Genomic DNA, 26491 nt, shown 5'->3' with positions numbered 1-26491 from the left:
TACGCTATAATGAGAAACAGGATTCAGCAAGAAAGAGGTGCTTTTCATGAAAGCGTTCCGGACCATTGCGGAACAAGACGATACCATCGAAACGCTCTATGAAATACAGCGTTCCAGATTCATCACACATATCTGCCATGCAAAAACCGAAGAAGAAGCCCGCGCCTTCGTCCTGTCCATAAAAAAAAGATACTTTGATGCCAGACACAACTGCTCGGCATGGGTGCTGGGCGAATCCGCAGAAAAACAAAAGTCCAACGACGACGGCGAACCAGGCGGAACCGCCGGCAATCCGATGCTGGACGCGTTGAAAAAAGCCGGCCTGACCGATACGGTCATCGTCGTCACCCGCTATTTCGGTGGCATAAAGCTCGGCGCCGGGGGATTGATCCGGGCTTACAGCCATGCCGCGGCACTCGGGATCGAAGCCGCCACCGTCGTAGAAATGACACCCTATCAGGAGCTTTCCGTCACTCTGGATTACGATTTGCTCGCCTCCGTCGAACATTGGATGCGCCAGACCGGAATCCGAAGCGAAGCGCCCGAATACGCAGAAAAGGTTACGCTTCATCTGCTGATCCTGCCGGCCGACATGGAAAAAATACTGGCAGAACTCACGGATAAAACCTCCGCCCGCTTCACTTTCCAAAAGGGCAGCCAGCGTCTCCTTGCCCTTCCGGTACAATCCTAGAGCCCCATCACGGCGACAGGCCCTCCGTCCCAAAGCGGGACAGAGGGCCTGTCGCCTTTTATTCAGATAATCGTTTCTCCATGATATGTCTCACCGGCAATATCCGGCTTGACACCATAACCGATGGCCCACTCGCATTTATATTTAATGGCCTGTGCGTGGATGCTTTTCATGCGATCCTGTGTCCTGACCACCTTGCCCGGCACGCCGACCACCAGCGAATTCGGCGGGATCACTTCATGTTCCCGTACCAGAGCCCCGGCAGCAATCACGGAGCCGCGGCCGATCTTCGCCCCGGTCAGCACCGTCGCATTCATGCCGATAAGCACATGGTCCTCGATTTCACAGCCATGAACTACCGCGCCGTGTCCGATCGTGACATAATCGCCGATAAGACAGGGAAACTCGTCAGCAACGTGCAGACAGACCAGATCCTGCACATTCGAGCAGACGCCGACCGAAATATAATTCACATCGCCCCGCGCGACAACGCCAGGCCAAAGGCTCGCATATTTCGCCACCCGGACATCACCGGACAGGAACACCTGCGGCGCCACAAACGCCTCTTCATCAATCTTCGGGCTGATGCCCTGAAACGCACGACTGGAAAGAGTATACATCGTTATCGCTCCTTTATCCTCAGATCATTTCGGCAACTCCTGTCTCCATTATAGCAGACCACCGCGCGGATACAACCTCAGACGGCATGGACTTCCGCTCCATGATCCGCACGGATATCCAGCCGCAGATCTGCCAGTTCGCGCACCATACGGCTTTCATGGGTAGAAAAAATCAACGTTTTGCCCGCTTCCTTGAGCGACTTCAAAAAATCAAGCAGCCATTCCTGCGCCTCTGCATCGAGAAAACTCATGGGCTCATCCAGCGTCCAAACCGCTGGATTCATCGTCAGGACACTGGCAATGGCCGTCTTTTTTTTCTCGCCGCCGGACAGCGTATACGGAGCCCTGCGGCGCAGGCGCTCCAGCCCCAGCAGGACAAGCGCATCGTCGACACGCCGTTTCACCTCGTCCTCTGAAAGCCCCATCTGCCGCGGGCCAAAAGCCAGTTCGTCCTCCACGCTGCCGCAGAACAGCTGAATATCCGGATTCTGCCAGATCAAACCAACGCGCTGATGAAACCATTTGGAATAACGATGATCACGCATACGGGCAGCCGTAATCTCCGTTCCCTCAAAGGTATAGCTGCCGATATCCGGATAAATCAGTCCATTGACCATGCGCAGCAAGGTCGACTTTCCCGCCCCATTCGGCCCACACAAGGCTACAGCCTGCCCTTTCTCTGCCTGAAAATCCACATGACGCAAAACCGGCTCGCCCTCATAGGCATAGCACACATCCCGAAAGACAAGGATGCTCATCAGATCCCCTCCATCCGCAAAAAAAGAAACAGATAGACCAAAAACACGGCCCATAAAACAGCATCCATCCAACCAGCCCGCTGGGAAGGCGCAGCCGGATATTCTCCCGTGAAGCACCGGCAGACCATGGCCTGATACATCTCCTCCGACATATCCCGCGAATACAGGAATAAGCTGCCGAGCACGCCGCCTGCGGCCCGGCTTTTGTGCGTATTATGACCGACAGAGCGAAGCTTCAGCGCCGTCAGCATCTCCCCGGCCCGTTCTCCCAGCAGAACAATACAGCGCAGCGCTGTATCCAGCAGAAAGATAACCTCCTGAGGCAAGCGAAAAGCGCGCAAAGCCGCCGTCATCTGATGCCAGGGCAAGAGTTCCGTCACAATCCCCAGAGAAGATACGGTAAGAAACGTCTTAAACGGAATCATCAGCAGCGTCCGGTTCCCGGTCCCCAGAAACAACGCAGGAAACAACAGAAAAAACGAAAACAACATCGCAGCAATGGCGGCTCCGAGCAGATGCCGAATCACTCTCCCATCCAGAAAGCAGAGCAGAGCCAGTACCCCCGCCAGCTGGCAAAGCAGGAAAGCCAATGTATGCGCACTGACCGTCAGAAATAGCCACAGCACAAAAAGAATCAGCACAGTCCGGGGCGGAACCTTATCCAGAATCCGCTTGTGCGCCTGATGCCGGAAGGAAATCAAAACAGCCAGAACACGCAAAAAAGACCGGGAAATAAAATAATCCCGATCTCTTCCCGGCTGATATTCTTCTTCCCGAATCATCCACTCAGAAAGCCGCATTTCTCCGCCTCATCGATTCATCATCCATGCGCCTGCGCATCATAGTCAGCAGAACGCGGTAAAAACGATGCAAAAATCTTAAACAAAATCACCAGCAGCGCCGTCCCGATCACCGCAGACAAGATATAACCGAACGATTCCGGCATACCGGCAACCGCATAATCCGGAAACAGTGCCTCAAAGGAAAAGCCCTGCTCCATCCCTGCCGGCGTATAACCGAGAGCATTGCCCAAAAAGTCCTGTCCGGCCAGCTCTTCCGGGTCCCATTCTCCCCAGGCTGTTCCGGCAGCCAGCAGTCCCAGCGGCGTCCCGGCAATCAGCAAGGCAAGCAGCGCATAGACCGGGCGGCTGCCCTTTATGCCGGTTCCATCAGTCAGGGCCGGGGCCGTCTTATGCAGATAACTCAGCACAGCCATGGTGAACACAATCTCCGCAAGCCCGAACAAAGTCAGATGACCGACCATCATGGCGGGAATGGAAATCTGCAGCGGATACGGACAATAAAGCGCTTGTCCGGCTGCATCGGTAAACAGCATCGGCTGAATGCCAAATTCCACCGCCGCACACAGGGCGGCAAGATTGATTCCCACATAAGCGCCGATACCGGCAGCCGCCGTCGGATGCGCCGGCATAACCCGAATCAGGCCGCGATAGACCGCCCAGCCGCTGAACGGCATGACTAATGCCATGTTGAAGCAGTTTGCGCCAAAGGCCAGAATCCCGCCATCACCAAAAAACAACGCCTGAATCAATAAAGCGATACTGACCGTCAGACAAGCCGACCACGGGCCGAACAAAACAGCCAGAAGCGTTCCGCCGACCGCATGCCCCGTCGTTCCTCCCGGCAGCGGAATATTAAACATCATGCCAAGAAAAGAAAACGCTGCGCCAATCCCCAGCAGCGGCATCTTCTCCCGAGGAATCTCCCGGCGGACTTTGTGAACAGCCATCAGCCATACCGGTACCATCGCAGCCCCCAAAACCGCGCAGGTAGAAGGGCTCAGATAATTTTCCGGAATATGCATTGCCTCATCTCCTTCACAATGAAATATTACCTTTATGTTACCTTTTCATTGTAAAGGCTTGTCCGACAAAGCGGAAGCCCCCCTGGGGGTTCCGGCCGCAAAATCTACGGGCAAAACGCAAAAAGAGCGCTGCTTCCTCCACGAACTGCAGCACTCTTTGCACAAGAGCAGGGACTTCAGGCATAACTCTTGCCGATTATACCCGAGAAAACATCATTGATTGGGATGCAACTTCCATGCGTTCTGCCTATCCCATGCCTTTATGATATCACTTTAAGGAAGTAAAATCAAGATTGTCCTGTTCCATTTTCTATATCTTTGTACCTTTGACAAAGACGCCCTGTTATATCAGCCCGACATGTATCAAAAAATACGGCCGCGTACGTTTCCGGTAAACCATTCGATTTCCTGAATGAAAGCCTTCCAGGACTCCGGCATTTCCTCTCCCCGGAGCGTATAGCTGCCGCTGTTTTCCGTACCGTCATGCCAAATCAGCTTCCATTCCACACGCGGCAGAAAATCATCGGCCAGCGAATCGGACTGCCCGCCAAACTCCGCGGCATGAGCCGCAATGCGCTCCAAAAGCAGCGGAACATTCCGCACCGAATCATAGGCATGACGCTCCGTACCCAGCCCCTGCTTATGGCGCGTAAAAAGCAGCAGATGCTTGCCCCGGTTGATGACCAGTTTCTCCGTCAAAGCCAGTTTTTTCTGACGTGGCAGATAGATCGTCCCTCCGGGGTTGTCCATGGTATCCTGCAAAAGCAGGGAAACCTGCTCCAGCTGGCGAACGCGGTGCAAAGCCACGCCCGGCACTTCATTCATGAGATCGATAAACGCCGCCCAGGAACCGGGATAAGCCTGATCGCCGACAATGCGCCGCGCCCCCGTCCGGCTGTCCCTGAAAGCCAGACGCCAGAGCTTATGCGCGGCAGGCGGGACTTCCGGCTGATAGCTGGCCCGCCAGGAATCCAAATGAATCCGTTCCATACGTCTCAGCCAGCGCCGCCCTCCATCCATCATCTCAGGCTCAGGCATCTGCTCCTCCCCATGCTGTACCTGGTAATACAGCTGACGATTCCGAACCGTAAGCTCGACCCTCAATTTGTATTCTTCCGATATAAAAGTCAGTTTCTCCAGCAATCTTACGCTTGCCTCCCATTCCTGTCATTCCGCCTCTAAACTCTATATGTACCATCATACTAGAAAAGAGGGCCATGTTTCAAGTCCTCTTTTCCCCATTCCGCACAAAAAAGAAAGCGCTTTCACTCCACCTTCAGGATGATCCGATACTAAGGGCGCTAAGACTCCCGCTGAATACGTCTTACTTTATCCTGCCGGACGTCTGCTGTCCTGAAACGGAAGCGAAATCGAACGCCGGCTCATGATAATGACGATTGGCCAGACGCAAAGCCTGCCGGAACGAACCGGCCTTCCATTCGGCCACATCCCGTTTTTCCAGCTGCTTCTCCCCGCGCACATATGGCAGGATAAACAAAACGGCCTCCTTCAGCCCCTGCCCCTTTGCCGTCTTCTGATCGTAAAGATCGATGCCGAGCTCCTCACCGACTCTGGCCAGCGTGAGATAGCCGCGCAAAACATACAGGCTGTAATTCATCGGCCGTGTCCGCGCAAGCTCCAAGGGAAAGCTGCCGTCCGGCGCCAGCTGCTTCTCCAGCCTCCGATGAACCACATCGCGGATAACACGTCGCGCCACATCATCACGTCCGGCATAATGCGCAAAAACAGCGGTCTGTGCGTCATACCAGACCCCATGATTGTTCGCCGAGGCCGCTTCCCGTTTCCCCTTCTCGCTCGTCAGCAGCCAATCCGTATATGCGCCGAACCATGCCTTCACCTTCCGCTGCTTCTCCGGTGGAAAAGCCGGCGAGGACTCCAGAAGATACAACGCATCCACCACATCAATGAGATTCACCGTATCGATGATCCCCGAATGGCGTCCCTCTGATTTCCCCGGCACCAGCTGGGCATATTCCAGCCGTGGATTCATCCGTGTAGCCGGATCGATAAACCAGCTGTCCACCAAAGCGGCCGCCCGCTCGGCAAACGCCTCATATCCACTTACCGCATAGCCCTGCGCCAGAGCCCGAAGCTCGCTCTTCATCCGCTCCAACCGTCTGGCATCATAGCGCGACTCATCCCAGCGCTCCGGATTTACATGGCCGTCCCGGCGGACGTATGAAAGCCCGTCAGGACTTGTGCTGTCCGGCCAGAAATAAATCGCCAGACTCGTATAATCCCGCTTATCTCCGGAAGGCGGAACCACTTCTTTATCCGTCAGAAGCGGAACCGGCTGCGTCATCGCCTTCTCCGCCTTCCGGATCAGCTGCGCCTTGCTGGAATATCCCGGTACCGTTTCGCCGCTTGCTATCGCAGCAAAATCCTCCGTGTCGATCCAGGCTCCGGCCGCAAAAACAGGTGTCGTCAGCAGCCAAAGTCCCATAGCCGCGCCGGCCGCTATATTGCTCCAACCCATGTTTTTCTCCTCCCCATGACCTCTCTATTCTGAACCGTCCGACCATACCTTCTGCTGATGCAGGACGTATTTATCGGTCGCTGTATCGAGCATTTCCTGCCAGGAAGAAAATTTTGTCGTCCGGCGAACGTGATCATCCATCGTCTCTTCCGGCAGCGCCTCAAAATCCGCCTGAGAGGCAATCTGAAACTTTCCACCGGACAAAAATTTGTCAAAGGTGCGGAACCGCGTATATTTCCGCATAAAGGATCGATCAAATACCTCTTGAAAATCCACCAGCTGAGGTTCACGCTGTGTCGGCAGCTGATAATATCCAACAATTTTTACAGACATACTGTATTCCTCCCGTTTACAACACCTTGTCCCGCGTGCGCCGTCTGATCCGGCCCGGCCGCGGATGAAACAAATGCCAGCCAAACTGCAGCGCCCCAAAACGCAGAACCATCACCACGGCAAAGCACAGCCAGGCCATCCCGGTGATTCCCATATACGGAAGAGATACAGAAGCGGCCAAAGCACCAGCCAAAGAAGCCACCGCGTAAATATCCTTATAAAGGACCGCGGGCATCCGCTGAGCCATAAGATCACGCAAAATTCCGCCGCCCACCGCGGTAATCACACCGAGCAATACCGGCAGAACGAACGGGTTGCCCCCCTGTACAGACAGCCCCGTAATCATCCCTGTGATGGTGAAAGAGGCCAGCCCGATGGAATCAAAAATGTTGTACACCGCCAAAATCAAATGCTTGCCGCGATGCGAGATCGACCATAAGGTATAAACCAGCGAAACCACTGCCGCAGTCACAATAGCCAGCATAAAATCGGTAATATTGCACAAGGCGGCCGGAGGTGTCACGCCGGCCAGCACATCCCGCACCATGCCGCCACCCACCGCCGTGAGCAGCGCCAGAACCACAATGCCAAAGATGTCCATCCTCTTCTCAATCCCGACCATCGCCCCGGACACAGCAAACGCGACCGTTCCCATCATATCAAAGACCACCCAGGTCATACTATCCATAATAAAACGCTCCCTGCTTTTCAATCTGAGAACATCGTACAATATGCTGCCGATTCCGTCAATATCATGGAGCAGCCGCTCCATTCAAGCCTGCCATGCCCGCAGGACAATCCCTGCCCGAAAGGCTCGTTCTGCCCCGAACCCTTTTCCCTTCCGCACTTTTTCCTATAGCGAAAGGCGCGGAATGCAGTAAAGAATCCTCTCCCTGCACTCCGCGCCTTTCTTCTCAATCAAATAAAATACCCTATCCTCTTCCCGTTCAAACAGAAAACGGATCGCGTTGAGCATCGCTGTCGGTCCGCAATCCTATTCCGACAGTGGATAATGAAGCGGATTTTCATATCACATAAAACCAGGCTGCATCCGGATCAGCCTCCACTTCCTGAACCTCCCGCTTCCCCTGATTATAGCGGAGTTCCTGATTTTTGACACTGACTTTCGTATCCGGCGCAACGGATTTGGTCAGAAATACATTGCCGCCGATGACCGCTCCGCGTCCTATGACTGTGTCCCCGCCAAGAATAGACGCGCCGGAATAAATCGTCACATAATCCTCAATGGTCGGATGCCGTTTCTTGTTAAACAATTTCCGCCCGCCGGAAGTGGACAATGCGCCCAATGTGACGCCCTGATAAACCTTGACATGTTCGCCGATCTCCGTCGTTTCGCCCACGACAATCCCCGTTCCATGATCGATCATGAAATATTTGCCGATAGTTGCTCCCGGATTGATATCGATGCCGGTTTTGCTATGTGCCAGTTCCGTCATAATGCGGGGAATCACCGGAACACCCAGCTGATACAAAACATGCGCAAAGCGGAAAATCGTAATAGCATACAGCCCCGGATAAGCAAAGATAATCTCATCCGCACTCTCCGCTGCAGGATCGCCGTCAAAAACCGCCTCGACATCCGTAGCCAGATATTCGCGAATCTCCGGAATCTTGCGCAAAAATTCCAGCGTAATGCGCTGCGCCTGATCTCTCGTCTCAGCCAGCCGGATGTCATCAGCCCGCTGACCATACCGCAGCGCAATGGCAATCTGCTTATTGAGCCGAAACGCAATATCTTCAATGACCATGGACAAATTGTTGCGGATATCATAAATCCGGTAATTCTTATCCTTGGAAAAACCGGGATAAGCCACGCGCACCAATTCCTGAATGAGTTCATAGATAACCTTCGAGTCCGGCTGATTGAACACGTCCAGCTTATCGATCGGCCGCTTATGGTCATAGTCTGCCAGAATGTTTCGGGTAATCGTATGAATTTCCGGTGAGATCAGATCCTGCATCAAAAGTCCCCCTATTGCTCCGATAGACGAAAAGGGCTCCAAATCGCACTGCCTTTACGATTTGGAACCACTTTTCCCACAATTCGTTAATCTGTGTATTATACTATCATACCATCGTTTTTCTGTCAATCCACAAGCAAATGACTCAGAGCCTGATCGAGATCTTCCAGCAGATCCTCAGTCCGTCAATGAAACGGAAGACCCGCTTTTTCGAATCCAGCCGCAGCGTGAACATCGCTCCGAATCTGCCGCATTCTAATAAAAGGCCGAGCTCTGATACAGCGGCTGCGTCACACATCCGCTTCCTTTATCGGGCTGAAAGGAATCATGCAAAAGTCTCGTCGTAAACCTCATGCGCTCAGCCCGCCCTTTTGCACGACAAGATCATAAGTGCCGTCGTCCTTTCGATCGACAGACAGCACTTTATGCCCCTCATCCTTAAGACTCCGCGGCACATTCTGAATCGGCTCGCCTTCATTGAGATGTATCCGCAGATTCTGCCCGTCTTCGAGATCTTCCAGTGCCATCTTGACCTTGACAAAGGTAATCGGGCAGACTACATCGGTAATATCGATCACATGATCCGTCCTGACTGTTTCGCTCATAATACCGCCTCCACTTCTTGCTGAAATTTATCCCAGCCCACACGATCCAGACAGTTTGCGAACCGTTCGCTGGGGCGGGCATAATCTTCAAAGAATTTCAGGGTAACCTCTACGATTTCATACACTTTTTCCTCGCTGAACACAATGGGCAGGAAATGGCGGCCGACCGCAATGCGGTTGCCATAGAGGCCGCCAAACGAAATGACGAAGCCGCGGTCTCCCGTCCAGGCATCAGCGGGGCAGCTTTTGATACATTTGCCGCAATAGACGCATTGATCCGGATGAAGCGTAACCGTCCCCGACTCTTTGTCGACCGCAATCGCCTTTTCCGGGCACACGGCTTCGCATACGCCGCAGTAGGTGCAGCCTGCAGAATCCCAGCGGGGTTCCACGCCGCCCTTTATCCCCATGTCATTCTCTTCTGCTTTAAGGCAGTTGTTATGACATCCGGTAAAACCAAATTTAAATTTATGCGGCAGTTCTCTGCCGCCGTAGCGGCGGTCAAATTCGTTGGCGAGCTTTACCGTATCGATCAGACCGGACGGACAGGTCGCCGCGCCCTGGCAGGCTGTGATCGTACGCACGCGCGGGCCACAGAAGCCGACTTCCACGCCGCCTTCTTTGAGCACTTTTTTGACCTCATCGATATCCCTCAGACGGATATATGGGATCTCAATCCCCTGCCTGCTCGTAAGATGCACATATCCCTTGCCGTACCGGTCCGCAACCTGCCGGACGGTATTGAGCTGGTCAGCCGTAAAGTGGCCGCCGACCGACTTCAATCGCATCGAAAAACAATCTTTCTGTTTCTGCCTCATCAGACCGCCTTTTTTCAGCGCGCTGTAATCTACTGCCATTTAAAACTCCTCCTAAAACAAACAGGATTCCCTTCAGCGTATCCGCAAATCCTCTTTCGTCACGGTTTTATCCCGGCTGATCTGAAAACTATTGAGCACCGGCTCCCCGCCATGAAGGGACAGGATCAAGTAACTCGCTTTCGTATCAAAGGCCAGTCTTTTATCTTCTTCACTCGGACGCGACGGACTTGCCGGATGGCTGTGCCAATTTCCGAGCAGCTCCAGCCCCTGTTCGCGAAGCGCCCTGACCGCATCGAACTGTTCTTTGGGGTCCAGGGAAAAATGTTCCTCGCTATGGTCAACATTGGTAAGATAAAAAACCTTTTCTATGATTTTATCCTCACCGTCTATGCGTCCGCCGATAAGCCCGCAGTCCTCAACCGGGGCCATATCACGCGCATGACGTACCATTGCCAGATAATCCTCTAAATGCAAATGTATCGGCATGGCCTTAGCTCCTTTCTTTTTCGCCGCCGGCATCAGTGCGTGCGCAGATCACAGGACGGCTGTTCATAATCGATCAGCTCCGTGATGGTCGGATGATCACCGCAGACGGCGCAGTCATGATTGCGCGGGATCCGGATCTTGCGGAACGTCATAGTCAAGGCATCATACGTCAGCAAAAAGCCGGTCAGCAGATCGCCGATTCCGAGGAGGTATTTCAGCGCTTCCGTCGCCTGCAGCGTACCGATAATCCCGCCCATGACCCCGAGCACGCCGGCCTGCCGGCAGGTCGGTACGGCGTCTTTCGGCGGCATCGTCGGAAACACGCAGCGATAGCACGGCCCCTGTCCCGGAACATAGGTCATAAGCTGTCCCTGAAACCGGATGATACCGGCATGGCTATACGCTTTTTTCTCAAAGACACAGGCATCATTGATGAGAAATTTCGCCGGGAAATTATCTGTGCCATCGATGATGAAATCATAGTCCTGATCGCGAATAATATCCCGGATATTTGCGGCATGGACCATCTCATGATATGTGTGAACCGCAACGTCCGGATTCATCTCATGGATAGTCTCCTCAGCGGACAGAATTTTCGGTTTGCCGACATCTTTCGTCTGATGGATGATCTGTCGCTGCAAATTGGATAAATCCACCACATCAAAGTCGACCAGACCGATATGCCCCACGCCTGCGGCGGCAAGATACATCGCAGCCGGCGCGCCAAGGCCTCCCGTACCGATGACCAGTACCTTTCCGTTCAAAAGCTTTTCCTGCCCTTTTCCCCCAACCTGTTTAAGAATAATATGACGAGAATATCGCTCAATCTGTTCATTCGTCAGCGTACTGCTCACCGCGCACCGCCTCCCATAAAATAAAGAAATTCCACTGTATCACCATCTTTTACCACCGTATCATCAAATCCTGCGTGATCGACAAACTCCCCATTGAGCTGTACTGTGACATAGTCCGGCTGTTCTGCCTTCGCCACGGTCAACAGCTCCCGTACACTGACAGCATGGTCGAGTTCCAGCGGATTCCCATTAACAGTAAGTTTCATGTTCTTCTCCTCCTAATAGCACAAAAAAGCCCATGAAAAACACACCGGCCGGGTCTCTGCAAAAACAGAACATGCTGCTGCGGATTCCGAACAGGCTTCGTGTTTCCCATAGGCTTTCGTTTTTCGAATGACCTTCGGTTTGCACCATCTATTCCTATTATTTTTATATGTTTTGTAATTCGATAGTGCTATCATACACCGTGATGAAGAAAATGTCAACCTGCCTATCAGCTTTTCTCCGCCTTTTCCAGCCATAATTCACCGCTCATCAGACCGCTCATCACGCAGGCAGCCGCCGCACCGGCCCGCAATACCTCCGGCAGGCGCTGCGGCGTGATCCCGCCAATCGCATAAACCGGCACAGGCGAAGCCGCACAGACCTGCGCCAAAAAATCAATACCGCGCCCGGGCAAGCCCTGTTTGCACGAGGTGGCATAAATATGACCGGCCAGAATATAGCTGCATCCAAGCGCAGCCGCCTCCTGAACGTCAGTCAGGGAATGACAGGATGTTCCCAGCACCCGGAATCGGCGGCGCTGGGCCGGAGAGGTTCTGCGAAGCAGCGAAAGCGGCAAATGAAGCCCATCCGGGCAAAGACGGACAGCGGAAGAGAAAAAGCTGTGCAGAATAACGGGAACCTCCTGCGAGCGAAAAATCGGTATCATGCGCGCCGCAAGGGCCTCATATTCCCTCTCGTCCATGTCTTTCTCCCGCAGAATAACCGCCCTCGGACGGCAGGCAGCGATGCGCTTCATCCGTTCTTCCAGCGGGCCATCGCAAAGATGCCGGTTTGTGACGCAAACCACCCTGTTCCAATCGATGCGCTCAGACATACAAATAATCATTGAGCACCGGCTGCAGCCCCTCGCTGCTCATATCCTCATACATCTTGCGGAAGCTGCGCGTATCGCAAATCTCAAACTGTGCGTCGCCCGTCTCCTCTTCTTCCCGTCCCGTGTATTTTTCCTCATGATCGCCAATTCCTGTCGACACTCCGGCGGATATCTTCGTCGCACAGATCCGTGCAATGCCATTGCGGAACGCCGCGCTTTCCCGTGAAGATACCGTAATGCCGGCATACGGAAGAAAAATCCGATATGCACAGAGAATCTGACACAGCTGCTTCTCTCCCACATCGAGCGGATTGATTTTTTCATTGTTGATGATCGGCCGCAGGCGCGGACAGGACAACGAAAATTCGGCCTGCGGATATTTGCGCTGCAGATACCAAATATGCAGCGCCGTCGCCAAAGCATCCCGGCGAAAATCCGACAGTCCAAGCAGCGCCGAGAAGCCAACGCCGCGCATGCCGCCCATCAAAGCCCGTTCCTGCGCTTCAAAACGATACGGCCATACCCGTTTATGTCCCATGAGGTGCAGCGTCTCATATTTTTGCAAATCATACGTTTCCTGAAACACGGTGACATAATCTGCGCCGCACTCATGCAAATACCGGTATTCCTCCGTATTGACCGGGTAAATCTCCAGCCCTACATTTTTAAAGTATTTTCTGGCCATCCGGCAGGCGTCGCCGATGTATTCCACGCTGCTTTTCGTCTTGCTTTCCCCAGTCAGGATAAGGATCTCCTCCATGCCGCTGTCAGCAATGACTTTCATTTCATGTTCAATCTGTTCCGCGTTGAGCTGCAGACGCTGAATATCATTGTAACAATTAAACCCGCAGTACACGCAATAATTCTCACAGTAATTGGCAATGTAAAGCGGCGTAAACAAATATACGGTATTGCCAAAATGACGGCCGGTTTCCCGCCGCGCCCGCTGAGCCATCTCTTCCAGAAACGGTTCAGCAGCCGGCGACAGCAGCGCCTTAAAGTCCTCAACGCCGCAGGTTTCATGGTTCAGTGCGCGGCGCACGTCTGCTGCCGTATAACGGGTATAGTCATAAGACCCCATCTGTGCGACAACCTTATCCCGCACATCCGAAGAAATCTGTTCCATTTCCGGAAAATATTCCATCGGATCACGGCGGCAGGAAGGGTCGGTTTCCAGCTGATGCTTTTTAGCCAATGCCTTTTCGCTGAGCTTCTCAGAATCGACAAAAAAATGATTTTCCTTTGTTTCTTCGTTCATGATACTGCCCCCTCAGTCCCTAAGAAAACCGGTCAACGGATCCGAAGCCGACGCACCGCGCGTCAGGACGCGCCCGAGTCCCGCCAGATAAGCGTTCCGCCCCGCACGGATCGCGTCACGGAACGCAGCTGCCATCATCGGCAGATTGCCGGCTGTCGCCAGCGCCGTATTAGCCATGATCGCCGCCGCGCCCATTTCCATCGCCGCACAGGCCTCAGAAGGCTTTCCAATCCCCGCATCGACAATAATCGGCAAGTCAATCTCATCAATGAGAATCTGGATAAACTCTTTTGTAGCCAGTCCTTTATTGGAGCCGATCGGAGCCGCCAGCGGCATCACTGCCGCCGCGCCAGCCTGCACAAGATCCCGCGCCACGTTCAGATCCGGATACATATAGGGGAGAACGACAAACCCTTCCTTTGCCAGCTGCTCCGTAGCCCGGATGGTCTCCTGATTGTCCGGCAGCAGATACTTCGAATCGCGCATAATTTCAATTTTTATGAAATCCCCGCATCCGAGTTCCCGAGCCAGTCTGGCAATGCGCACCGCTTCCTCGGCACTGCGGGCGCCGGAAGTATTCGGCAGCAGCGTCGTTCCGGAAGGGATATAGTCCAGAATGTTTTCCTTCTTCTTCGTATTCGCGCGCCGGACCGCCAATGTCACAATCTCCGCACCGGCATCCTTCACCGCCGCTTCTATCAGCTGCAGGGAATATTTGCCCGAACCGAGAATAAACCGAGAATGAAACCGATGTCCGCCCAGACTCCACGTATCTTCTTCATTCATTGCCATAACAATTAACGCTCCCTTTCCAAATACAGAATCAGCCATCCTTACGGCAGCCGCAGCCGCCGCCCATAAAACAGACGATCTCCACGACATCCCCGTTCCGAAGCACCGTGCTGCCGTAATCCTCCTTCGGTAAAATCACATCATTGTACTCCACGGCTACGGCACGGCTGTCATAGCCGGCCTCTGCCAGCCATTTCGCCACCGTGCACCCGTCGGCATCCTGTTTCGCTCCATTGATTTTTACCATCACATTTCCTCCCTCATCATGCAGGAAGGCCTGACATTCCGGCCTGATACGCTCTTTTTTTAACCCACAAGAAAAAGAGACTGCCCGACGGACAGTCTCACCGAATATGCAAATTCCATTGCTCATCCCTACGTTGGCATTATCCAAATCAGGTTACGGGTCGGAGTCTCAAACTCCCTCTCAGCCTGCTTTGCATCCTCTGCCCACAAGCTCCCCTTGTTATACGATTGTTACTTTCATTATACACACTTTGATAAAAATTGCAAATCAAATTCCTTCGCCGTACATTCCCGTAAACCGCTGTTTTTCCGTCCGTTCCATCTGCAGTACATTGCCCTGCTTCACTACAATAACCAGACGCCCAAACTGCAAATGCGCAAACTCCTGCCGGATATGCCCGGCCACACATCGGATTGTCCCGGGCGGCCAGTCAGCTTTTTCCCGCTGATCTCCCCAGCAATCCAGCCGCAGCTTTTCACTCCACTCCATTTGAATCAACACGCCATCCTGCGCCGTCAGGATCACCTCGCCAAAGCGGATCTTCTGAAGCATCCGCAGGATCTCCGCCATGACATCGGCGGGTATCTCCCCCTGCGCGATTTTCCTTTTTGCCATATCATCACCCCATGAGCTGCCGCAGGCTTTCGTTTGTCGAATGGCCAATTCATAGTATCAAAATATGTTTAATTTGTTTTATTTATCATATAATATTTCTTCCTATCCGTCAAGCTGCCTATTCCACACGATACATATTCCTATGGAACTGGCCTGTTGCTGAAACATATCGATTGACAACGCCTGAAATCTATGCTAAGCTATGGATGAATAAGTAATAAATTATATTACATCTATAAACAAAGAAAGGATGTATCCGCCATGACAAAAAACGAACTCCGTCAAAAGGTTCAGGACGTTATCGATGCACCAAGCTGCTATGAAGGGCTTCGCCAAACAGCCCGCGCCTATCTGGACGCTGTGGGAAAAGAAAACGAACACGCCGCTGCGGAAAAACTGATCCGGGAACTCGAGCAGGATGTTCAGTCCATCGACGAGGTCATTCCCTTTTTCGCCTCCGAACAAGCCAAAGAGCTTTTCGGCGCGGATCAGGCAGCAGCCATGCTGGCTCAGGCAAAACAGGTAAAAGCCGACGGCGGCGACACCTGTTTCTGCCCTGCCTGCATGGCAGGCAGGACCATTCTCGATCACAAAGACGAGCTGCTTTGAGGAGCTGGTTTATCCCTCAATAAAAAAAGAGCCTTTCGGCTCTTTTTTTATTGCTTTATTGTTCCGGCAGCTACACCGATGCGTTTATCCGCTCCTTTAATATGCCCCGTCAGCCATTTGGCCAGAAAGTCCAGAACTTCAAGAATATATTCATCCTGACTGTCATCCACCTTTTGCAGATCGACCTCCTCTAACTTTTTTACGAAGAGAATATGCGCATGACGTTCACTCCAAATATGTTGAAAATGGATACTCTCCATATATTCCTCTTCATGCGCAAAATGCGTCTTGGTATATTCGCGCAACTCTTCCAGCAAGCTGACGATCCGATCATATTTATCCGTAACAAGATTATCGGTCAGAAGATCATACGTCTCATTGGCAATCTCAAAGAGATGCGCATGTTCCTGATCAATAAACTCGATCCCTGTCAGATAATCATCGGTAAATTCATATTTCATTATGTTCTCCCCTTTCCCTGCACTCGTATCCTTTTCGCTAAATCCCCTCCATAGACAGAAGATACCATCCGCATCTTCCCATCACCATCTCTGATATAGTGTATTCGACAAACGCGCTTCGACTCCTGCCTCCTATAGAAAATTCATCCGGTTACTGCCATCCCTGAAGCGTCCAGTAATCCTCAACCCCCCGGACCACCGGAGCAAACAGCTCATCCACATTGTCCACGCTTACAGCCTGCCAGTGTCCGTCCGCCTGCCGACGAAGCCGAATCTTGACCGTCAGCTGCGGAACCAGCCGCCCATAGTCCGTATCCCTGCCCCGAATCTCCAAAGCAGCGGTCGCTTCCGTTCCGTGCCTGCGCACTTCTCCCAGCCTTACCGTATAATTCGTTTCAAACTGCTCGATTTCATCCGCCGCCCATCGGGCTTGCCCATCCATCCGGCTGATCGGCGTCATGTCCGGATCCATATAGAATACCAGAATCTGATGAATAAACAAGATATCCTCGTCGCGCCGGTCGGCAATATAATTCCGCATAAACGCAGTATCATGTCGGAAAAACCAGTCCTGCGGATATTCCCGCTGCAGTTCCTGTATCCGTTCCGCCAGAAGATTCGTGCCGGCGTCGTAGCTCGTCTCGATCAGACTGCTGACATCCGCATACAACTCCACCTGACGGGAATTTCTTGTGCGCATTCCCTCCATAAGCTGTTTCATGGCATATTCCGGAGTACGCTCCGACTGCCAGGAAAAACCGATCGCGCTCACTGCAAGCAGAAGGATGAGCACCATCGCTGCCCGAAGGCGCCTTTTTTTCAACACGGTTCCTCTCCCTTTTTCATATTTCACGCTGCTGTCTTACTGTCCGAATACGGGAACCGGCTTTTTAACCAGTCCCGCCGTAATCCACGGAAACGTTCGCAGCAGGTACTGGCCAATCCGTTCCCCAATGTATTTTTTCCCAAAATAATCTGGATGCAGGCCATCTGTTGTATAATTTGACCGCAGACATCCTGTTCCATCCGCCAGCATGGTGGACACGTCCACGCAATAAGTCTGTCTCATAATCCAGTCATTGATATACTGCTGATGAACCTGCCAGTCCAAAGGCGGCGCCTCAATATGCGCGCGCCGGGCCATCAGATCCGGATTGATCGGCGTGACGGTGGCAAAGACGGGAATAATGCCGTAGGCATCGCATTTATCGCGCAGGGTCTTCAAATGCTGAACCGTTGTCCAGCCGTTTACCGTCCCGCGATAATCATTGACGCCCCCCATGATGACCAGAATGCGCGGAGAAAACGGCAGGACATCCCGTTCAAACCGCTCAATCATATCCTCCGTCGTATTTCCGCTGAAACCGATATTCTTGACCGGAACCGGCGAATACGTCTCCCAGTCATACAGCAGATAGCCCGGCGGTACAGACATGGCGCCGCCGCCATGCGTGATACTGTCTCCCAGCGCCGCAACCGGCACGGGACTCGTCACCGTGAATCGGCTTTTCTCCGACCATCCGCTGATGGGATTTCCTGTTTCATCCAGAGAACGAACCCGCCAGAAATAACGTCCCGGCGTCGTATAGCCACCCATCTCATACACATCATATTCCTCCGCGGACAACCGGTGTACCAGAGAATCTCCCCAGTCATTTTCCCGATAAACTTCCACTTCATGATGCTTGGCGCCATCTACAGGAATCCACGAAAACACCGGATAAACTGGAACGTAGTCCATACGCTCAAACTGCGTCGTCGGCTTCGGTGCCTCAGGATTCAAGGTGCTGCCCTCTGTAATCGGCTTCGGTTTAGAAAAATGCCCAAGGGGCCGGCCTTCATAGTCCTGCGCGCATACCTTCCAATAAAATCCGCCGGCAGCTTTGCCGAACCGGCTCAGGTTAATATCTACCCCGTTTGTAAATACCGCATCACGCGTCAGGACAATATTCGCTGCCTCATCGTTTTCCGACCGGAGCAAAACAACCTGATACTGGACAGCTCCCGGTCTTTCCGGCCATTCCAGCCGGACATTCCGGATTTCCTTCACCGCCGGAATCACCGAACCAGTTTCCGAAGGACTCGCTGACTCCCGCTTTCCCAGAGCGATCACCCTCGGCACATCCGGCGCCGTCTTCACGCTTCGTACAGCATGAGCAGCCGATTCGGCTGCCACCGGTTCTATGCCGGCCGACAGACATGCGGCCAGACCAAGAACGCCCGTTATTATCCATCTCTTTTGCAATCGTTTCATGGTATAGAAAAAACTCCATTCTTCACAATCATCCTGTATGCGTACATCTTTTTATTATACCACGAACCGCAAAAATCGCCAGTCAGCTCTTTCCCTGCGCTTTGATAAACTGAAAAAAAAAGAGCTGTGCACCAGATGGAACGCATCCATCCCGTACCGCAGCTCTTCTGCAGCAAAGAATCAGCCTTTGATGGAAGCAAGAACTTCCGATACCGTCAGATTATTAGCCTGCATGTATTCCGTCAATTCCTGATAATCTTCACTGGCCTTTTTGGCCTTCAGTTCAGAAAGCTGCTGTTTGAGTTTTTTCAGCTCATCCTGTTTTTTCGCGATTTTCGCTTCAAGTGCTGCAATCTTTTCCGTATAATTTGTTTTTCTAGCCATAAAAGATCTCCCTTTCCTTTCTAAATTTACCACTTTTCATTCTAGCAAAAGATACCTTATCCCGCAAGGCTATCTGAATCTTTTTTATCAAAAATTTATCGTATGGATTCAGCCCGAAAAGGATCCTCCGTGAAATAAGGGAATACTTATTCCGGGCTTTTGGGGCGTTTATCTCCCGCCTGCAGAAATGGAAATCTTAGCGCTCCTTATCACCGGATAAACGAGCGAGGCGTTCCGCCAAAAGCGTATAGCGTTTTCGCATGCGATCATTTTCCACCGCCGTGTTTAATGCCGCTTTGGATCCCAATAAAATAACCTGCTTCTTTGCCCGTGTGACTGCCGTATATAAAAGATTTCGCTGAAGCATAATCCGATGTCCCGGTGTCAGAGGAAGCAGAATAACCGGATATTCACTTCCCTGACTTTTATGGACACTCATCGCATAAGAAAGCTGCAGCTCCCCCAATTCATTCCGCTCATAATCGACACAAAGATCTTCCTGAAAACGGACGGTAATGTGATCGGATTCCACTTCTGTGATAAAACCGATATCACCATTAAATACCCGCTTCATATAATTGTTTTTCGTCTGCATCACCTTATCACCCAGGCGAAAAATCTGCACGCTGTTGACAAATTCCGCCTTGGACGAAGACGGGGGATTCAGCGCAGCCTGCAGGCGCTTATTCAGATTGGCGACGCCGCAGGCCAATCGATGCATTGGCGATAAAACCTGAACATCCGTCATCGGATTCCAGCCTTGCTTCGGCAATTCCTTTACGCAAAGTTCCACAATCCGGTCCGCGACAGCCTGCTCATCCGGCAAATCAATAAATTGAAAATCCCCGGACGGATTGCATACCGGCATTCGTCCGGCATTGATCGCATGAGCATTCAACACGATGCTGCTCTCTTCATTCTGACGAAATACCTCCGTCAGGCGTACGCTTGGAATAACCCCGGATCTCAGAATATCTTTCAGCACAGAGCCGGGCCCGACAGCCGGAAGCTGATCGACATCACCAACTAAAATAACATGGCATCCGTCCGGCACAGCCTCCAGAAAATGCTGCATCAGCACAATGTCCATCATAGAAACCTCATCGAGGATGATCGCATCTGCTTCCAGCTGCTCCTCCGAATCCTTGGCAAACATCGACGCGCCGTCGTCCTGACGTCCGCCCTGCGCTTCCAGCATGCGATGAACCGTCAAAGCCCTGCGCCCGGTCGCCTCAGTCAGCCGTTTGGCCGCCCTTCCCGTCGGCGCCCCCAGTAAAAGTTCCAGCCCCTCCTGCTCCAAAAGCTCCAGCATACCGCGTATTACGGTAGTCTTACCTGTACCCGGACCGCCAGTGAGTACAAAAACACCATGCATCAGAACTGCCGCCAGCGCCTCGCGCTGGGCGTCTGCCAGAGCCAGTCCCGTCTGATGCTCCCAATCCTCAACCCGCCGCTCCGCGTCCTCCGCCTGAATCGGCTCCGCATACTTCTGCAGGTACAACAGCTTCTCGGCCGTCTTGCGTTCCGCCCGATAAAGATATGCCGGATAAATCAGCGGCCGGGTCCCAAGGTATTCCACAGCCAGCTGTTTGCTGTCCAACTGTTTTCTCAGAACATCGCGCACGGTTTCATGATCCGTCTGCAGCAGCTTCGCCGCCTTGTCGATCAGCGGTTCTTCAGGAATACAGCAATGCCCGTTGACCGCAATCTGCTGCAATGCGTAATCAATGCCAGCCGCTATGCGGCTCGCATCCTCCCGTGACACGCCGGACGAGCTGGCGATGGCATCTGCAGTGGCAAAGCCGATGCCTTCAATATCTCTCGCCAGCTGATACGGATGATGTTCCAGTATGTCCAAAGAAAAAGAACTGTACTTCTTATAAATTCTGGCGGCAAACGCGCCAGATACGCCATGTCCTTCCAGCCAGATCATGATTTCCCGCAGCTCGGATTGGTCCCGATACGAAGCGGCGATCTTCTCAGCCGTTTTTTTCCCGATGCCCTCGACCTGTTCCAGCTGATGCGGATGATGCTCAAGAATATCCATGGTATCCGTTCCAAAACAACTTACGATACGATGTGCCATCGCGGGGCCGACGCCATCGATGACCCCGGAGGCCAGAAAGCGCTCGATTCCATCCAAGCCGGTCGGGGATTCCAGCCGAATGCTTTCCGCCTGAAACTGTTGGCCGAAGCGGGGATGACTGACCCATTTCCCCTTCAGATGCAGCTGCTGACCGACCAACGGCGGTTCTGCACGAACCGTTACCGTCACACGGCTATTCTGCTGGACCGGACACAACCGGAATACGGAAAACATCCCGTCGTCACTGGCGAAAACGATACGGTCCACCAGCCCCACCAGCTCCTCGTCTGTCTGAAAGCCCAATGTCGTCTGTTGAAAATCCGGCTTTGCCATTTCCTGTCCCTCCTGCCCAGCCTTATGCTTCCGTCAGCTGCTCCCATTTTTCATAGCGCTGCTCGATTTCTCTTTCCTTGGCCGCATATGCTTCAGCGATACTCCGGCTCCTGCCCGGATCCGATTGAACAGCAGGATCGTTCATCTGATACTCCAGCCCCTTCAGTTCGGCCTCCGCCATGGCGATTTCGGCTTCCGCCCGCTGAATCAGTTCCGCGCGTCTGGTCTCGCTCATACTCTGAATGCGCCCACGTTCAGCCTGTTCCTTCCGGGCCTTTCTCTGCCGATCATCTTCCGCCTGCTTCATGGCCGTATAGGAATCGGTTTTTGTCTTTTTTCCATCAGATTCCGGACTCCTGCGCGCCGCTTCTTCCTGCCGCGCCTCTTCCTCCTGTTCCGCCAGCTCTTTCTTCATGAGATAGTAGCTGTAGTTCCCGGGGTACTCCGTAAGATGCCCATGATCGAGTTCCAACGTACAGTTCGCGACCTTGTCAAGAAAATACCGATCGTGCGAAACGGCCAGAAAGGTACCCGGATAGGCCATGAGCGCCTCCTCCACCGCCTCGCGGGCAGGAATATCGAGATGATTGGTCGGCTCGTCCAGCACGAGAAAATTCGCGCCGGTCAGCATGAGCTTCAAAAAGGCCACTCTGGACTGTTCTCCGCCGGATAAATCACTGATACGCCGCAGAACTTCATCGCCATGAAAGAGAAAGGCCCCCAGATAGCGCCGGGCTTGCTCTTCATCCAGCCCGTATTCATATCGTATCTCGTCCAAAACGGTCTGCTCCATATGCAGGCCCTCGTGCTGCTGGGAAAAATAGCCAATCTTGACCCGGCTGCCGATTTTGACCTGTCCTGTCTCCGACTGCAGTTCCCCGACCAGAACGCGAAGCAGCGTCGTCTTGCCCGCCCCGTTCGGTCCAACCAGTGCAACGCCGTCGCCCCTGCGGATCAGCAGAGAAAGATGGCGGAAAATATCCTTCGATCCAAAAGAAACCGATACATCCTCCAATTCCGCGACCCGCTGTGCGCATTCCGGCGGTTTGTGAAAGGCAAAATAACTAAACGAAGCCTCTTCCGGCGGCACTACAATGCGTTCCAAACGATTGAGCTGGCTCTGGCGTCCCCTTGCCTGCTTGGATTTGATTCCCGCCTTATATTTTCGGATGTATTCCTCCGTCTTGCGAATATGTTCCTGCTGCTTTTCATAAGCAGATTTTAAGGCCTCGCGGCGCTGCGTCCGAACCTGCATAAAATGCGTATAATTTCCCTCATAGCTCGTCACAGTCCGGTCAGACAGCTCGATAATACGCGCAGCGACCCGATCCAGAAAATAGCGGTCATGCGAAATAATCAATACGCCGCCGCGATAATTTTTCAGAAAACGTTCCAGCCATTCGATCATATGGATATCGAGATGATTGGTCGGCTCATCCAAAAACAGAAAATCCGGCTCGCGAAGCAGCGCTTTCGCCAGACAGATCCTCGTTTTCTGTCCGCCGGAAAAATGCGCTGCATCCCGCTCAAAATCCTCTTCCGTAAACCCAAGACCAAACGCCACACGGCGGATACGGCTTTCATAATCATAGCCTTCCAGCTGCTCGAATCGTTCCACAACCCGGCCGTATTCCTCCATGAGCGCTTCGTCCTGCTCCGTTTCAATCCGCCGTTCCAGCTCACGCTTTCGTTCGCCAAGTTCCATGACATCTTCAAAGGCCCGCTTGAATTCCTCATAGAGCGTTCCTTCCCCGAAATCGGCCTGCTGCTCAACATACCCGACCGTAGCGGCCCGGTCAAACTGCACGGAGCCGCCGTCTGCCTCCTCTTTTCCCATCAAGATCTTCATCAGCGTCGTTTTCCCCGCGCCATTGGCGCCGACAAATCCCACATGATCGCCGCGGCCTATCTCAAACGACACATCATGAAACAGCGTTTCCACGCCAAACGATTTACTCAGTCCCTGTACCTTCAATATACTCAAAATCTGTTCACCTCTGAATCCGCGTAAAATCAGAATATCAGTTCGTCTATAATAAGCAGACGGAGCAGCTGCCCCGTCTCTCATTCATGGCCGATAATCCAGCCCGATATGAACGACTGCCTGATTCGAACTTCCGCCGTCCATAATCACACAACGGAAGGGCATTCCATAAAACACATCCGTATTGCGTTTGGAAGTCACAATGGTTGTATGCTGCCGTGAACTCGTCCGGCCGGTCTCCACTCCGGAAATCATGAACCCTTTCCGCTGAAGAACCCCGGCCACCTTTGCCCCGGCGCCGTTGATCCCGCTGTCATTAATCACCATCACCGAAATCTGGGACGGCTCCATCGGTGCAGCCGCATCGCCTTCCTGCTCGGCCTGCGCACCGTCGTCCCTTATCGTGCCGTTATTTTTGGACTGAGCCAGAACCTGCATATCCTTCGGCAGGCTCTTCATATACTCCGCTTCATCGGCCTTTGCCTTTTCCTCAGCCTCGGCCGAAAAATCCAGTCCCAATTCTTCCATCACCATCTTCCTCAGATCCGTGATGTCCGGAATCCAATAGCTGACATCCTTGAGATACCCGGGCTGCCCCGGCACCATCTGCGCAGTCAGCCCGTGATCGTGGACACTTTTCAGCAAATGCGCGTACTGCAGAAGCTCCGGCAGAGACATATCCGTTTCCAGCACCGAACGGATCTCCTCAACCAAATTCGGCAGTTTCGGCAGCATTTCCGGGGAAATCAGCTGATTCAGACAGGCTTTCACAAACTTTTGCTGGCGGCCGATACGCCCAATATCGCCCTCACCGTCACGATACCGCACATACTGGATCGCTTTTGCTCCGTCCATATGCTGTTTCCCGGGATAAAGATCAATGACCAGACCGCCGTTGTCATCCCAGGGATCCTCATAATACATGCGCTTTTCCACCTGAATATCCACACCGCCCATCGCGTCAATAATCCGTGCAAAGGAACGCGTATCGATGAGAATATAATGATCGATCTTCTCTCCGAGCAGCTGCTCTACCGCCTTTTGGGAAAGCTCATGCCCTCCATACGCATAGGCGTGATTGATTTTCTCATAGCCATGCCCGTCGATTTTCACCCGCGTATCACGCGGCACGGAAAGAAGCGACGCCGTTTCCTTGTCCGGATCCAGAGAAGCAATCATCATCGTATCGCTTCGCCCGGCATCATCAGCCCGACGATCAACCCCCAAAATCATAACATGTACAATGCGATTCTTTCCATCGCCATCCTGCCCCGGCAAAGTACCGTTTTGCATCTTGCCGAAAAAAAGCCCCAGTCCGGCTGCAAGAATCACCATAAAAAGAATTCCTGCCTGCCACAACCGTTTATAACTGCGCTTTCTGCGCTTCTGCCGCATGGTATCGCGCCCCTTATACGAAAAATTCAACTTAATAAGTATAACAAATATCCCCTGTTCCCGCAATGAAATCGCGGCGTTTACATAAATCGCTTTTCAAAAAATAAAAAATACGTTATGATAAACAGGAATATATCGCTGCGTCATATCGCCGCAAAAGCAGCAGGGAGGGGTCCTGATTCATGATACGCTTACCGATAAAAAAACTGAAACAGGGCATGATCGTCGCTCAAAGCATTTATAATCATCATGGTGCAAGCTATCTGGTCAAAGGACAGCCCATCACCAAAGAATACATCCGTCAGCTCCGGAAAATCGGCATTCCGACCGTTGCCGTCACCTCATCCAATCCCAACTTCCAGCTGATGCCGCCTCAGGACATTGTACAGGAAAAAACACGCGTCAATGCCATCGAAAAAGTCTATAATGCCTTTCAGACCGTAGAAGAAACCGGCCAGTTTGATGCCAAAAGCATTCAGGCCGTATCTGAAAATATCCTGTTCGATCTCATCGACCGTCGGGAAAATCTGGTGCAGCTCACCGATATCCGCCTGCACGACACGTACACGTTCGCGCACAGTGTAAACGTCGCCATCCTGTCCGCCATGCTGGGGCTCCTTTGCCATTATACGAAAAAGGAACTTCTCCTGCTCACATTAGGCGCTCTTTTGCATGATCTCGGAAAGATCAATGTCCCCCCTGCCATTTTGAATAAAACAACCGGACTGACAGCGGAAGAATTCGAGCAGGTCAAGCAGCACCCGCTTCAAGGAGCAAAACGCATTATGCGCATGGAGCGCGGTCTTCCATCTCCTGCCATTCTCGCGGCCATTGCCTCGGAACATCATGAACACATGGACGGGACAGGCTATCCGCGCGGCCTGTCAGCCGAAAAGATTCATCGTTATGCCCGTATCGTAGCAATCGCCGATGTCTACGATGCGCTGACCAGCGAACGCCCCTATAAAAAAGCCTATACACCAAACATTGCCCGCAACATCATGGTCAATATCAGCAAAGGGCAGTTTGATCCGGACCTTCTCGCCCTGTTCTTCAACAATGTATCGCTTTATCCGATAGGGACGGTAATGCAGACCATCTACGGATATGGCATCGTTTCTTCCTGCACGTTTGGAAAGACAGAAACGCCGACCATTGTGCTCTTTGCCGATCGCGACGGAAAGGTACGGAATGAACCGGAAACCATTGATCTTTCCACCGATCCGGCGGGAAACCGGGCCATTGAAATCGTCATCAGCGACAGAGAACTTCGTCATTTCATCCGCGAAATCAATATTGATCCATCTATTTTTCTTCACAACACAGAACGCGAAAATTGATGCAGACACAGGCCATTCACGGCCAAAGGAGCAGCTTCTAACGGAAAAGCTGCTTTTTTCTTTGATGCAACGAAAAAGACGCCCCGCAGGACGCCTTCAATGAAACCGGCAACTTCCTATCCTCCCAGCCCGTCTCCAGACAAGTACTTTCGGCCTCTGAATGCTTAACTACTGTGTTCGGTATGGGAACAGGTGGAACCATTCAGGCATCGTCACCGGATATTC

The 26491-nt window shown here is 52.7% G+C and carries 29 protein-coding genes, 1 rRNA gene and 1 riboswitch; of the genes, 3 read left to right on the top strand and 27 right to left on the bottom strand.

The features are described 5' to 3' along the window. Window positions 1-46 precede the first annotated feature (46 nt). The gene (locus FYJ78_RS08710) at window positions 47-691 is read left to right on the top strand and encodes a YigZ family protein (protein WP_154621026.1); all 645 of its coding nucleotides are present in this window, start codon (window positions 47-49) and stop codon (window positions 689-691) included. A gap of 62 nt (window positions 692-753) precedes the next feature. Here the strand turns inward: FYJ78_RS08710 and FYJ78_RS08705 are convergent, their stop codons facing one another. The 19 genes from FYJ78_RS08705 to FYJ78_RS12760 form a co-directional block, all read right to left on the bottom strand. Further along, window positions 754-1311 carry a gamma carbonic anhydrase family protein gene (locus tag FYJ78_RS08705; protein ID WP_154621025.1) on the bottom strand — a complete coding sequence of 186 codons (558 nt, stop codon included), beginning with the start codon at window positions 1309-1311 and terminating at the stop codon, window positions 754-756. 77 nt (window positions 1312-1388) lie between these two features. Then, window positions 1389-2069: an energy-coupling factor ABC transporter ATP-binding protein gene (locus FYJ78_RS08700; RefSeq protein WP_154621024.1), complete on the bottom strand. Its 681-nt coding sequence runs from the start codon at window positions 2067-2069 to the stop codon at window positions 1389-1391. Next, the gene (locus FYJ78_RS08695; protein WP_154621023.1) at window positions 2069-2869 is read right to left on the bottom strand and encodes an energy-coupling factor transporter transmembrane component T; all 801 of its coding nucleotides are present in this window, start codon (window positions 2867-2869) and stop codon (window positions 2069-2071) included. Before FYJ78_RS08695 ends, FYJ78_RS08700 begins: the two co-directional genes overlap by 1 nt. A 20-nt stretch (window positions 2870-2889) precedes the next feature. Continuing rightward, the gene (gene cbiM / locus FYJ78_RS08690) at window positions 2890-3894 is read right to left on the bottom strand and encodes a cobalt transporter CbiM (RefSeq protein WP_154621022.1); all 1005 of its coding nucleotides are present in this window, start codon (window positions 3892-3894) and stop codon (window positions 2890-2892) included. Between the two features lie 363 nt (window positions 3895-4257). Continuing rightward, window positions 4258-5037 (bottom strand): hypothetical protein, encoded by a 780-nt coding sequence (locus tag FYJ78_RS08685; RefSeq protein WP_154621021.1) that lies wholly within the window; start codon window positions 5035-5037, stop codon window positions 4258-4260. A gap of 181 nt (window positions 5038-5218) precedes the next feature. Next, window positions 5219-6391: an alginate lyase family protein gene (locus FYJ78_RS08680; RefSeq protein ID WP_154621020.1), complete on the bottom strand. Its 1173-nt coding sequence runs from the start codon at window positions 6389-6391 to the stop codon at window positions 5219-5221. Window positions 6392-6415: 24 nt separating this feature from the next. Further along, window positions 6416-6724 (bottom strand): hypothetical protein, encoded by a 309-nt coding sequence (locus tag FYJ78_RS08675; protein ID WP_154621019.1) that lies wholly within the window; start codon window positions 6722-6724, stop codon window positions 6416-6418. 16 nt (window positions 6725-6740) lie between these two features. After that, the gene (locus tag FYJ78_RS08670) at window positions 6741-7412 is read right to left on the bottom strand and encodes a trimeric intracellular cation channel family protein (protein ID WP_154621018.1); all 672 of its coding nucleotides are present in this window, start codon (window positions 7410-7412) and stop codon (window positions 6741-6743) included. A gap of 337 nt (window positions 7413-7749) precedes the next feature. After that, window positions 7750-8706, bottom strand: coding sequence for a serine O-acetyltransferase (locus FYJ78_RS08665; protein ID WP_154621017.1), 957 nt, complete (start codon window positions 8704-8706; stop codon window positions 7750-7752). 350 nt (window positions 8707-9056) lie between these two features. Beyond that, window positions 9057-9311, bottom strand: coding sequence for a sulfurtransferase TusA family protein (locus tag FYJ78_RS08660; protein WP_154621016.1), 255 nt, complete (start codon window positions 9309-9311; stop codon window positions 9057-9059). Continuing rightward, window positions 9308-10168, bottom strand: coding sequence for a 4Fe-4S binding protein (locus FYJ78_RS08655; protein ID WP_154621015.1), 861 nt, complete (start codon window positions 10166-10168; stop codon window positions 9308-9310). The genes FYJ78_RS08660 and FYJ78_RS08655 overlap by 4 nt, the downstream gene beginning before the upstream one ends. Window positions 10169-10201: 33 nt before the next feature. After that, on the bottom strand, window positions 10202-10615 hold the full coding sequence (locus FYJ78_RS08650) for a M67 family metallopeptidase (protein WP_154621014.1): 414 nt from the start codon (window positions 10613-10615) through the stop codon (window positions 10202-10204). A gap of 32 nt (window positions 10616-10647) precedes the next feature. Further along, complete coding sequence (locus tag FYJ78_RS08645) at window positions 10648-11469, bottom strand: HesA/MoeB/ThiF family protein (protein ID WP_328597690.1); 822 nt, start codon at window positions 11467-11469, stop codon at window positions 10648-10650. Next, complete coding sequence (thiS, locus tag FYJ78_RS08640; RefSeq protein WP_154621013.1) at window positions 11466-11675, bottom strand: sulfur carrier protein ThiS; 210 nt, start codon at window positions 11673-11675, stop codon at window positions 11466-11468. Before thiS (FYJ78_RS08640) ends, FYJ78_RS08645 begins: the two co-directional genes overlap by 4 nt. A gap of 227 nt (window positions 11676-11902) precedes the next feature. Continuing rightward, on the bottom strand, window positions 11903-12520 hold the full coding sequence (locus tag FYJ78_RS08635; RefSeq protein ID WP_154621012.1) for a thiamine phosphate synthase: 618 nt from the start codon (window positions 12518-12520) through the stop codon (window positions 11903-11905). Next, window positions 12501-13766 carry a 2-iminoacetate synthase ThiH gene (thiH, locus tag FYJ78_RS08630; RefSeq protein WP_154621011.1) on the bottom strand — a complete coding sequence of 422 codons (1266 nt, stop codon included), beginning with the start codon at window positions 13764-13766 and terminating at the stop codon, window positions 12501-12503. The genes FYJ78_RS08635 and thiH overlap by 20 nt, the downstream gene beginning before the upstream one ends. Window positions 13767-13778: 12 nt before the next feature. Further along, window positions 13779-14558 (bottom strand): thiazole synthase, encoded by a 780-nt coding sequence (locus tag FYJ78_RS08625; protein WP_154621010.1) that lies wholly within the window; start codon window positions 14556-14558, stop codon window positions 13779-13781. A gap of 31 nt (window positions 14559-14589) precedes the next feature. Continuing rightward, window positions 14590-14805, bottom strand: coding sequence for a sulfur carrier protein ThiS (gene thiS / locus FYJ78_RS08620; protein WP_154621009.1), 216 nt, complete (start codon window positions 14803-14805; stop codon window positions 14590-14592). Window positions 14806-14913: 108 nt separating this feature from the next. Continuing rightward, window positions 14914-15032: riboswitch (TPP riboswitch) on the bottom strand. Between the two features lie 40 nt (window positions 15033-15072). Next, a complete protein-coding gene (locus tag FYJ78_RS12760) occupies window positions 15073-15420 on the bottom strand; it encodes a YezD family protein (RefSeq protein ID WP_195847935.1) in 348 nt (115 codons plus the stop codon). A 261-nt stretch (window positions 15421-15681) separates the two neighbouring features. Between FYJ78_RS12760 and FYJ78_RS08610 the strand changes: the two genes are divergently transcribed. Beyond that, entirely contained in the window at window positions 15682-16029 is a 348-nt protein-coding gene (locus FYJ78_RS08610) for a heat-shock protein Hsp90 (RefSeq protein WP_154621008.1), read from the top strand. Window positions 16030-16076: 47 nt separating this feature from the next. Here the strand turns inward: FYJ78_RS08610 and FYJ78_RS08605 are convergent, their stop codons facing one another. The 7 genes from FYJ78_RS08605 to FYJ78_RS08575 form a co-directional block, all read right to left on the bottom strand. Continuing rightward, on the bottom strand, window positions 16077-16490 hold the full coding sequence (locus FYJ78_RS08605; RefSeq protein WP_154621007.1) for a bacteriohemerythrin: 414 nt from the start codon (window positions 16488-16490) through the stop codon (window positions 16077-16079). Window positions 16491-16641: 151 nt separating this feature from the next. Next, window positions 16642-17316 carry a hypothetical protein gene (locus tag FYJ78_RS08600; protein WP_328597689.1) on the bottom strand — a complete coding sequence of 225 codons (675 nt, stop codon included), beginning with the start codon at window positions 17314-17316 and terminating at the stop codon, window positions 16642-16644. Between the two features lie 36 nt (window positions 17317-17352). After that, window positions 17353-18744: an SGNH/GDSL hydrolase family protein gene (locus FYJ78_RS08595; RefSeq protein WP_154621005.1), complete on the bottom strand. Its 1392-nt coding sequence runs from the start codon at window positions 18742-18744 to the stop codon at window positions 17353-17355. Window positions 18745-18924: 180 nt separating this feature from the next. Then, a complete protein-coding gene (locus tag FYJ78_RS08590) occupies window positions 18925-19128 on the bottom strand; it encodes a protein kinase (RefSeq protein WP_154621004.1) in 204 nt (67 codons plus the stop codon). A 196-nt stretch (window positions 19129-19324) separates the two neighbouring features. Then, window positions 19325-21547 (bottom strand): SF1B family DNA helicase RecD2, encoded by a 2223-nt coding sequence (recD2, locus tag FYJ78_RS08585; protein WP_154621003.1) that lies wholly within the window; start codon window positions 21545-21547, stop codon window positions 19325-19327. A 22-nt stretch (window positions 21548-21569) separates the two neighbouring features. Next, a complete protein-coding gene (locus FYJ78_RS08580; RefSeq protein WP_154621002.1) occupies window positions 21570-23531 on the bottom strand; it encodes an ABC-F family ATP-binding cassette domain-containing protein in 1962 nt (653 codons plus the stop codon). Window positions 23532-23615: 84 nt separating this feature from the next. Beyond that, a complete protein-coding gene (locus FYJ78_RS08575; RefSeq protein ID WP_235899966.1) occupies window positions 23616-24956 on the bottom strand; it encodes an LCP family protein in 1341 nt (446 codons plus the stop codon). A 152-nt stretch (window positions 24957-25108) separates the two neighbouring features. Here FYJ78_RS08575 and FYJ78_RS08570 point away from each other — a divergent pair, with 152 nt between their 5' ends. Beyond that, window positions 25109-26266: an HD-GYP domain-containing protein gene (locus FYJ78_RS08570; protein WP_154621000.1), complete on the top strand. Its 1158-nt coding sequence runs from the start codon at window positions 25109-25111 to the stop codon at window positions 26264-26266. Between the two features lie 103 nt (window positions 26267-26369). Here the strand turns inward: FYJ78_RS08570 and rrf are convergent. Continuing rightward, a 5S ribosomal RNA gene (gene rrf / locus FYJ78_RS08565) occupies window positions 26370-26486 on the bottom strand. Window positions 26487-26491: the final 5 nt, after the last annotated feature.

The organism is Wylensekiella montiformis (assembly GCF_009697385.1).
In the GTDB taxonomy this organism is placed as follows: domain Bacteria; phylum Bacillota; class Negativicutes; order Selenomonadales; family Selenomonadaceae; genus Selenomonas_A; species Selenomonas_A montiformis.
This window is presented reverse-complemented; position numbering and strand designations above follow the sequence as displayed.

What these genes read in the sequence shown, in the direction of transcription:
- FYJ78_RS08710 (WP_154621026.1), top strand. Translation starts at nt 47, where the DNA reads ATGAAAGCGTTCCGGACCATTGCGGAACAAGACGATACCATCGAAACG.
- FYJ78_RS08705 (WP_154621025.1), bottom strand. Translation starts at nt 1,311, where the DNA reads ATGTATACTCTTTCCAGTCGTGCGTTTCAGGGCATCAGCCCGAAGATT.
- FYJ78_RS08700 (WP_154621024.1), bottom strand. Translation starts at nt 2,069, where the DNA reads ATGAGCATCCTTGTCTTTCGGGATGTGTGCTATGCCTATGAGGGCGAG.
- FYJ78_RS08695 (WP_154621023.1), bottom strand. Translation starts at nt 2,869, where the DNA reads ATGCGGCTTTCTGAGTGGATGATTCGGGAAGAAGAATATCAGCCGGGA.
- cbiM (WP_154621022.1), bottom strand. Translation starts at nt 3,894, where the DNA reads ATGCATATTCCGGAAAATTATCTGAGCCCTTCTACCTGCGCGGTTTTG.
- FYJ78_RS08680 (WP_154621020.1), bottom strand. Translation starts at nt 6,391, where the DNA reads ATGGGTTGGAGCAATATAGCGGCCGGCGCGGCTATGGGACTTTGGCTG.
- FYJ78_RS08675 (WP_154621019.1), bottom strand. Translation starts at nt 6,724, where the DNA reads ATGTCTGTAAAAATTGTTGGATATTATCAGCTGCCGACACAGCGTGAA.
- FYJ78_RS08670 (WP_154621018.1), bottom strand. Translation starts at nt 7,412, where the DNA reads ATGGATAGTATGACCTGGGTGGTCTTTGATATGATGGGAACGGTCGCG.
- FYJ78_RS08665 (WP_154621017.1), bottom strand. Translation starts at nt 8,706, where the DNA reads ATGCAGGATCTGATCTCACCGGAAATTCATACGATTACCCGAAACATT.
- FYJ78_RS08660 (WP_154621016.1), bottom strand. Translation starts at nt 9,311, where the DNA reads ATGAGCGAAACAGTCAGGACGGATCATGTGATCGATATTACCGATGTA.
- FYJ78_RS08655 (WP_154621015.1), bottom strand. Translation starts at nt 10,168, where the DNA reads ATGGCAGTAGATTACAGCGCGCTGAAAAAAGGCGGTCTGATGAGGCAG.
- FYJ78_RS08650 (WP_154621014.1), bottom strand. Translation starts at nt 10,615, where the DNA reads ATGCCGATACATTTGCATTTAGAGGATTATCTGGCAATGGTACGTCAT.
- thiS (WP_154621013.1), bottom strand. Translation starts at nt 11,675, where the DNA reads ATGAAACTTACTGTTAATGGGAATCCGCTGGAACTCGACCATGCTGTC.
- FYJ78_RS08635 (WP_154621012.1), bottom strand. Translation starts at nt 12,520, where the DNA reads ATGATTATTTGTATGTCTGAGCGCATCGATTGGAACAGGGTGGTTTGC.
- thiH (WP_154621011.1), bottom strand. Translation starts at nt 13,766, where the DNA reads ATGAACGAAGAAACAAAGGAAAATCATTTTTTTGTCGATTCTGAGAAG.
- FYJ78_RS08625 (WP_154621010.1), bottom strand. Translation starts at nt 14,558, where the DNA reads ATGGCAATGAATGAAGAAGATACGTGGAGTCTGGGCGGACATCGGTTT.
- thiS (WP_154621009.1), bottom strand. Translation starts at nt 14,805, where the DNA reads ATGGTAAAAATCAATGGAGCGAAACAGGATGCCGACGGGTGCACGGTG.
- FYJ78_RS12760 (WP_195847935.1), bottom strand. Translation starts at nt 15,420, where the DNA reads ATGGCAAAAAGGAAAATCGCGCAGGGGGAGATACCCGCCGATGTCATG.
- FYJ78_RS08610 (WP_154621008.1), top strand. Translation starts at nt 15,682, where the DNA reads ATGACAAAAAACGAACTCCGTCAAAAGGTTCAGGACGTTATCGATGCA.
- FYJ78_RS08605 (WP_154621007.1), bottom strand. Translation starts at nt 16,490, where the DNA reads ATGAAATATGAATTTACCGATGATTATCTGACAGGGATCGAGTTTATT.
- FYJ78_RS08595 (WP_154621005.1), bottom strand. Translation starts at nt 18,744, where the DNA reads ATGAAACGATTGCAAAAGAGATGGATAATAACGGGCGTTCTTGGTCTG.
- FYJ78_RS08590 (WP_154621004.1), bottom strand. Translation starts at nt 19,128, where the DNA reads ATGGCTAGAAAAACAAATTATACGGAAAAGATTGCAGCACTTGAAGCG.
- recD2 (WP_154621003.1), bottom strand. Translation starts at nt 21,547, where the DNA reads ATGGCAAAGCCGGATTTTCAACAGACGACATTGGGCTTTCAGACAGAC.
- FYJ78_RS08570 (WP_154621000.1), top strand. Translation starts at nt 25,109, where the DNA reads ATGATACGCTTACCGATAAAAAAACTGAAACAGGGCATGATCGTCGCT.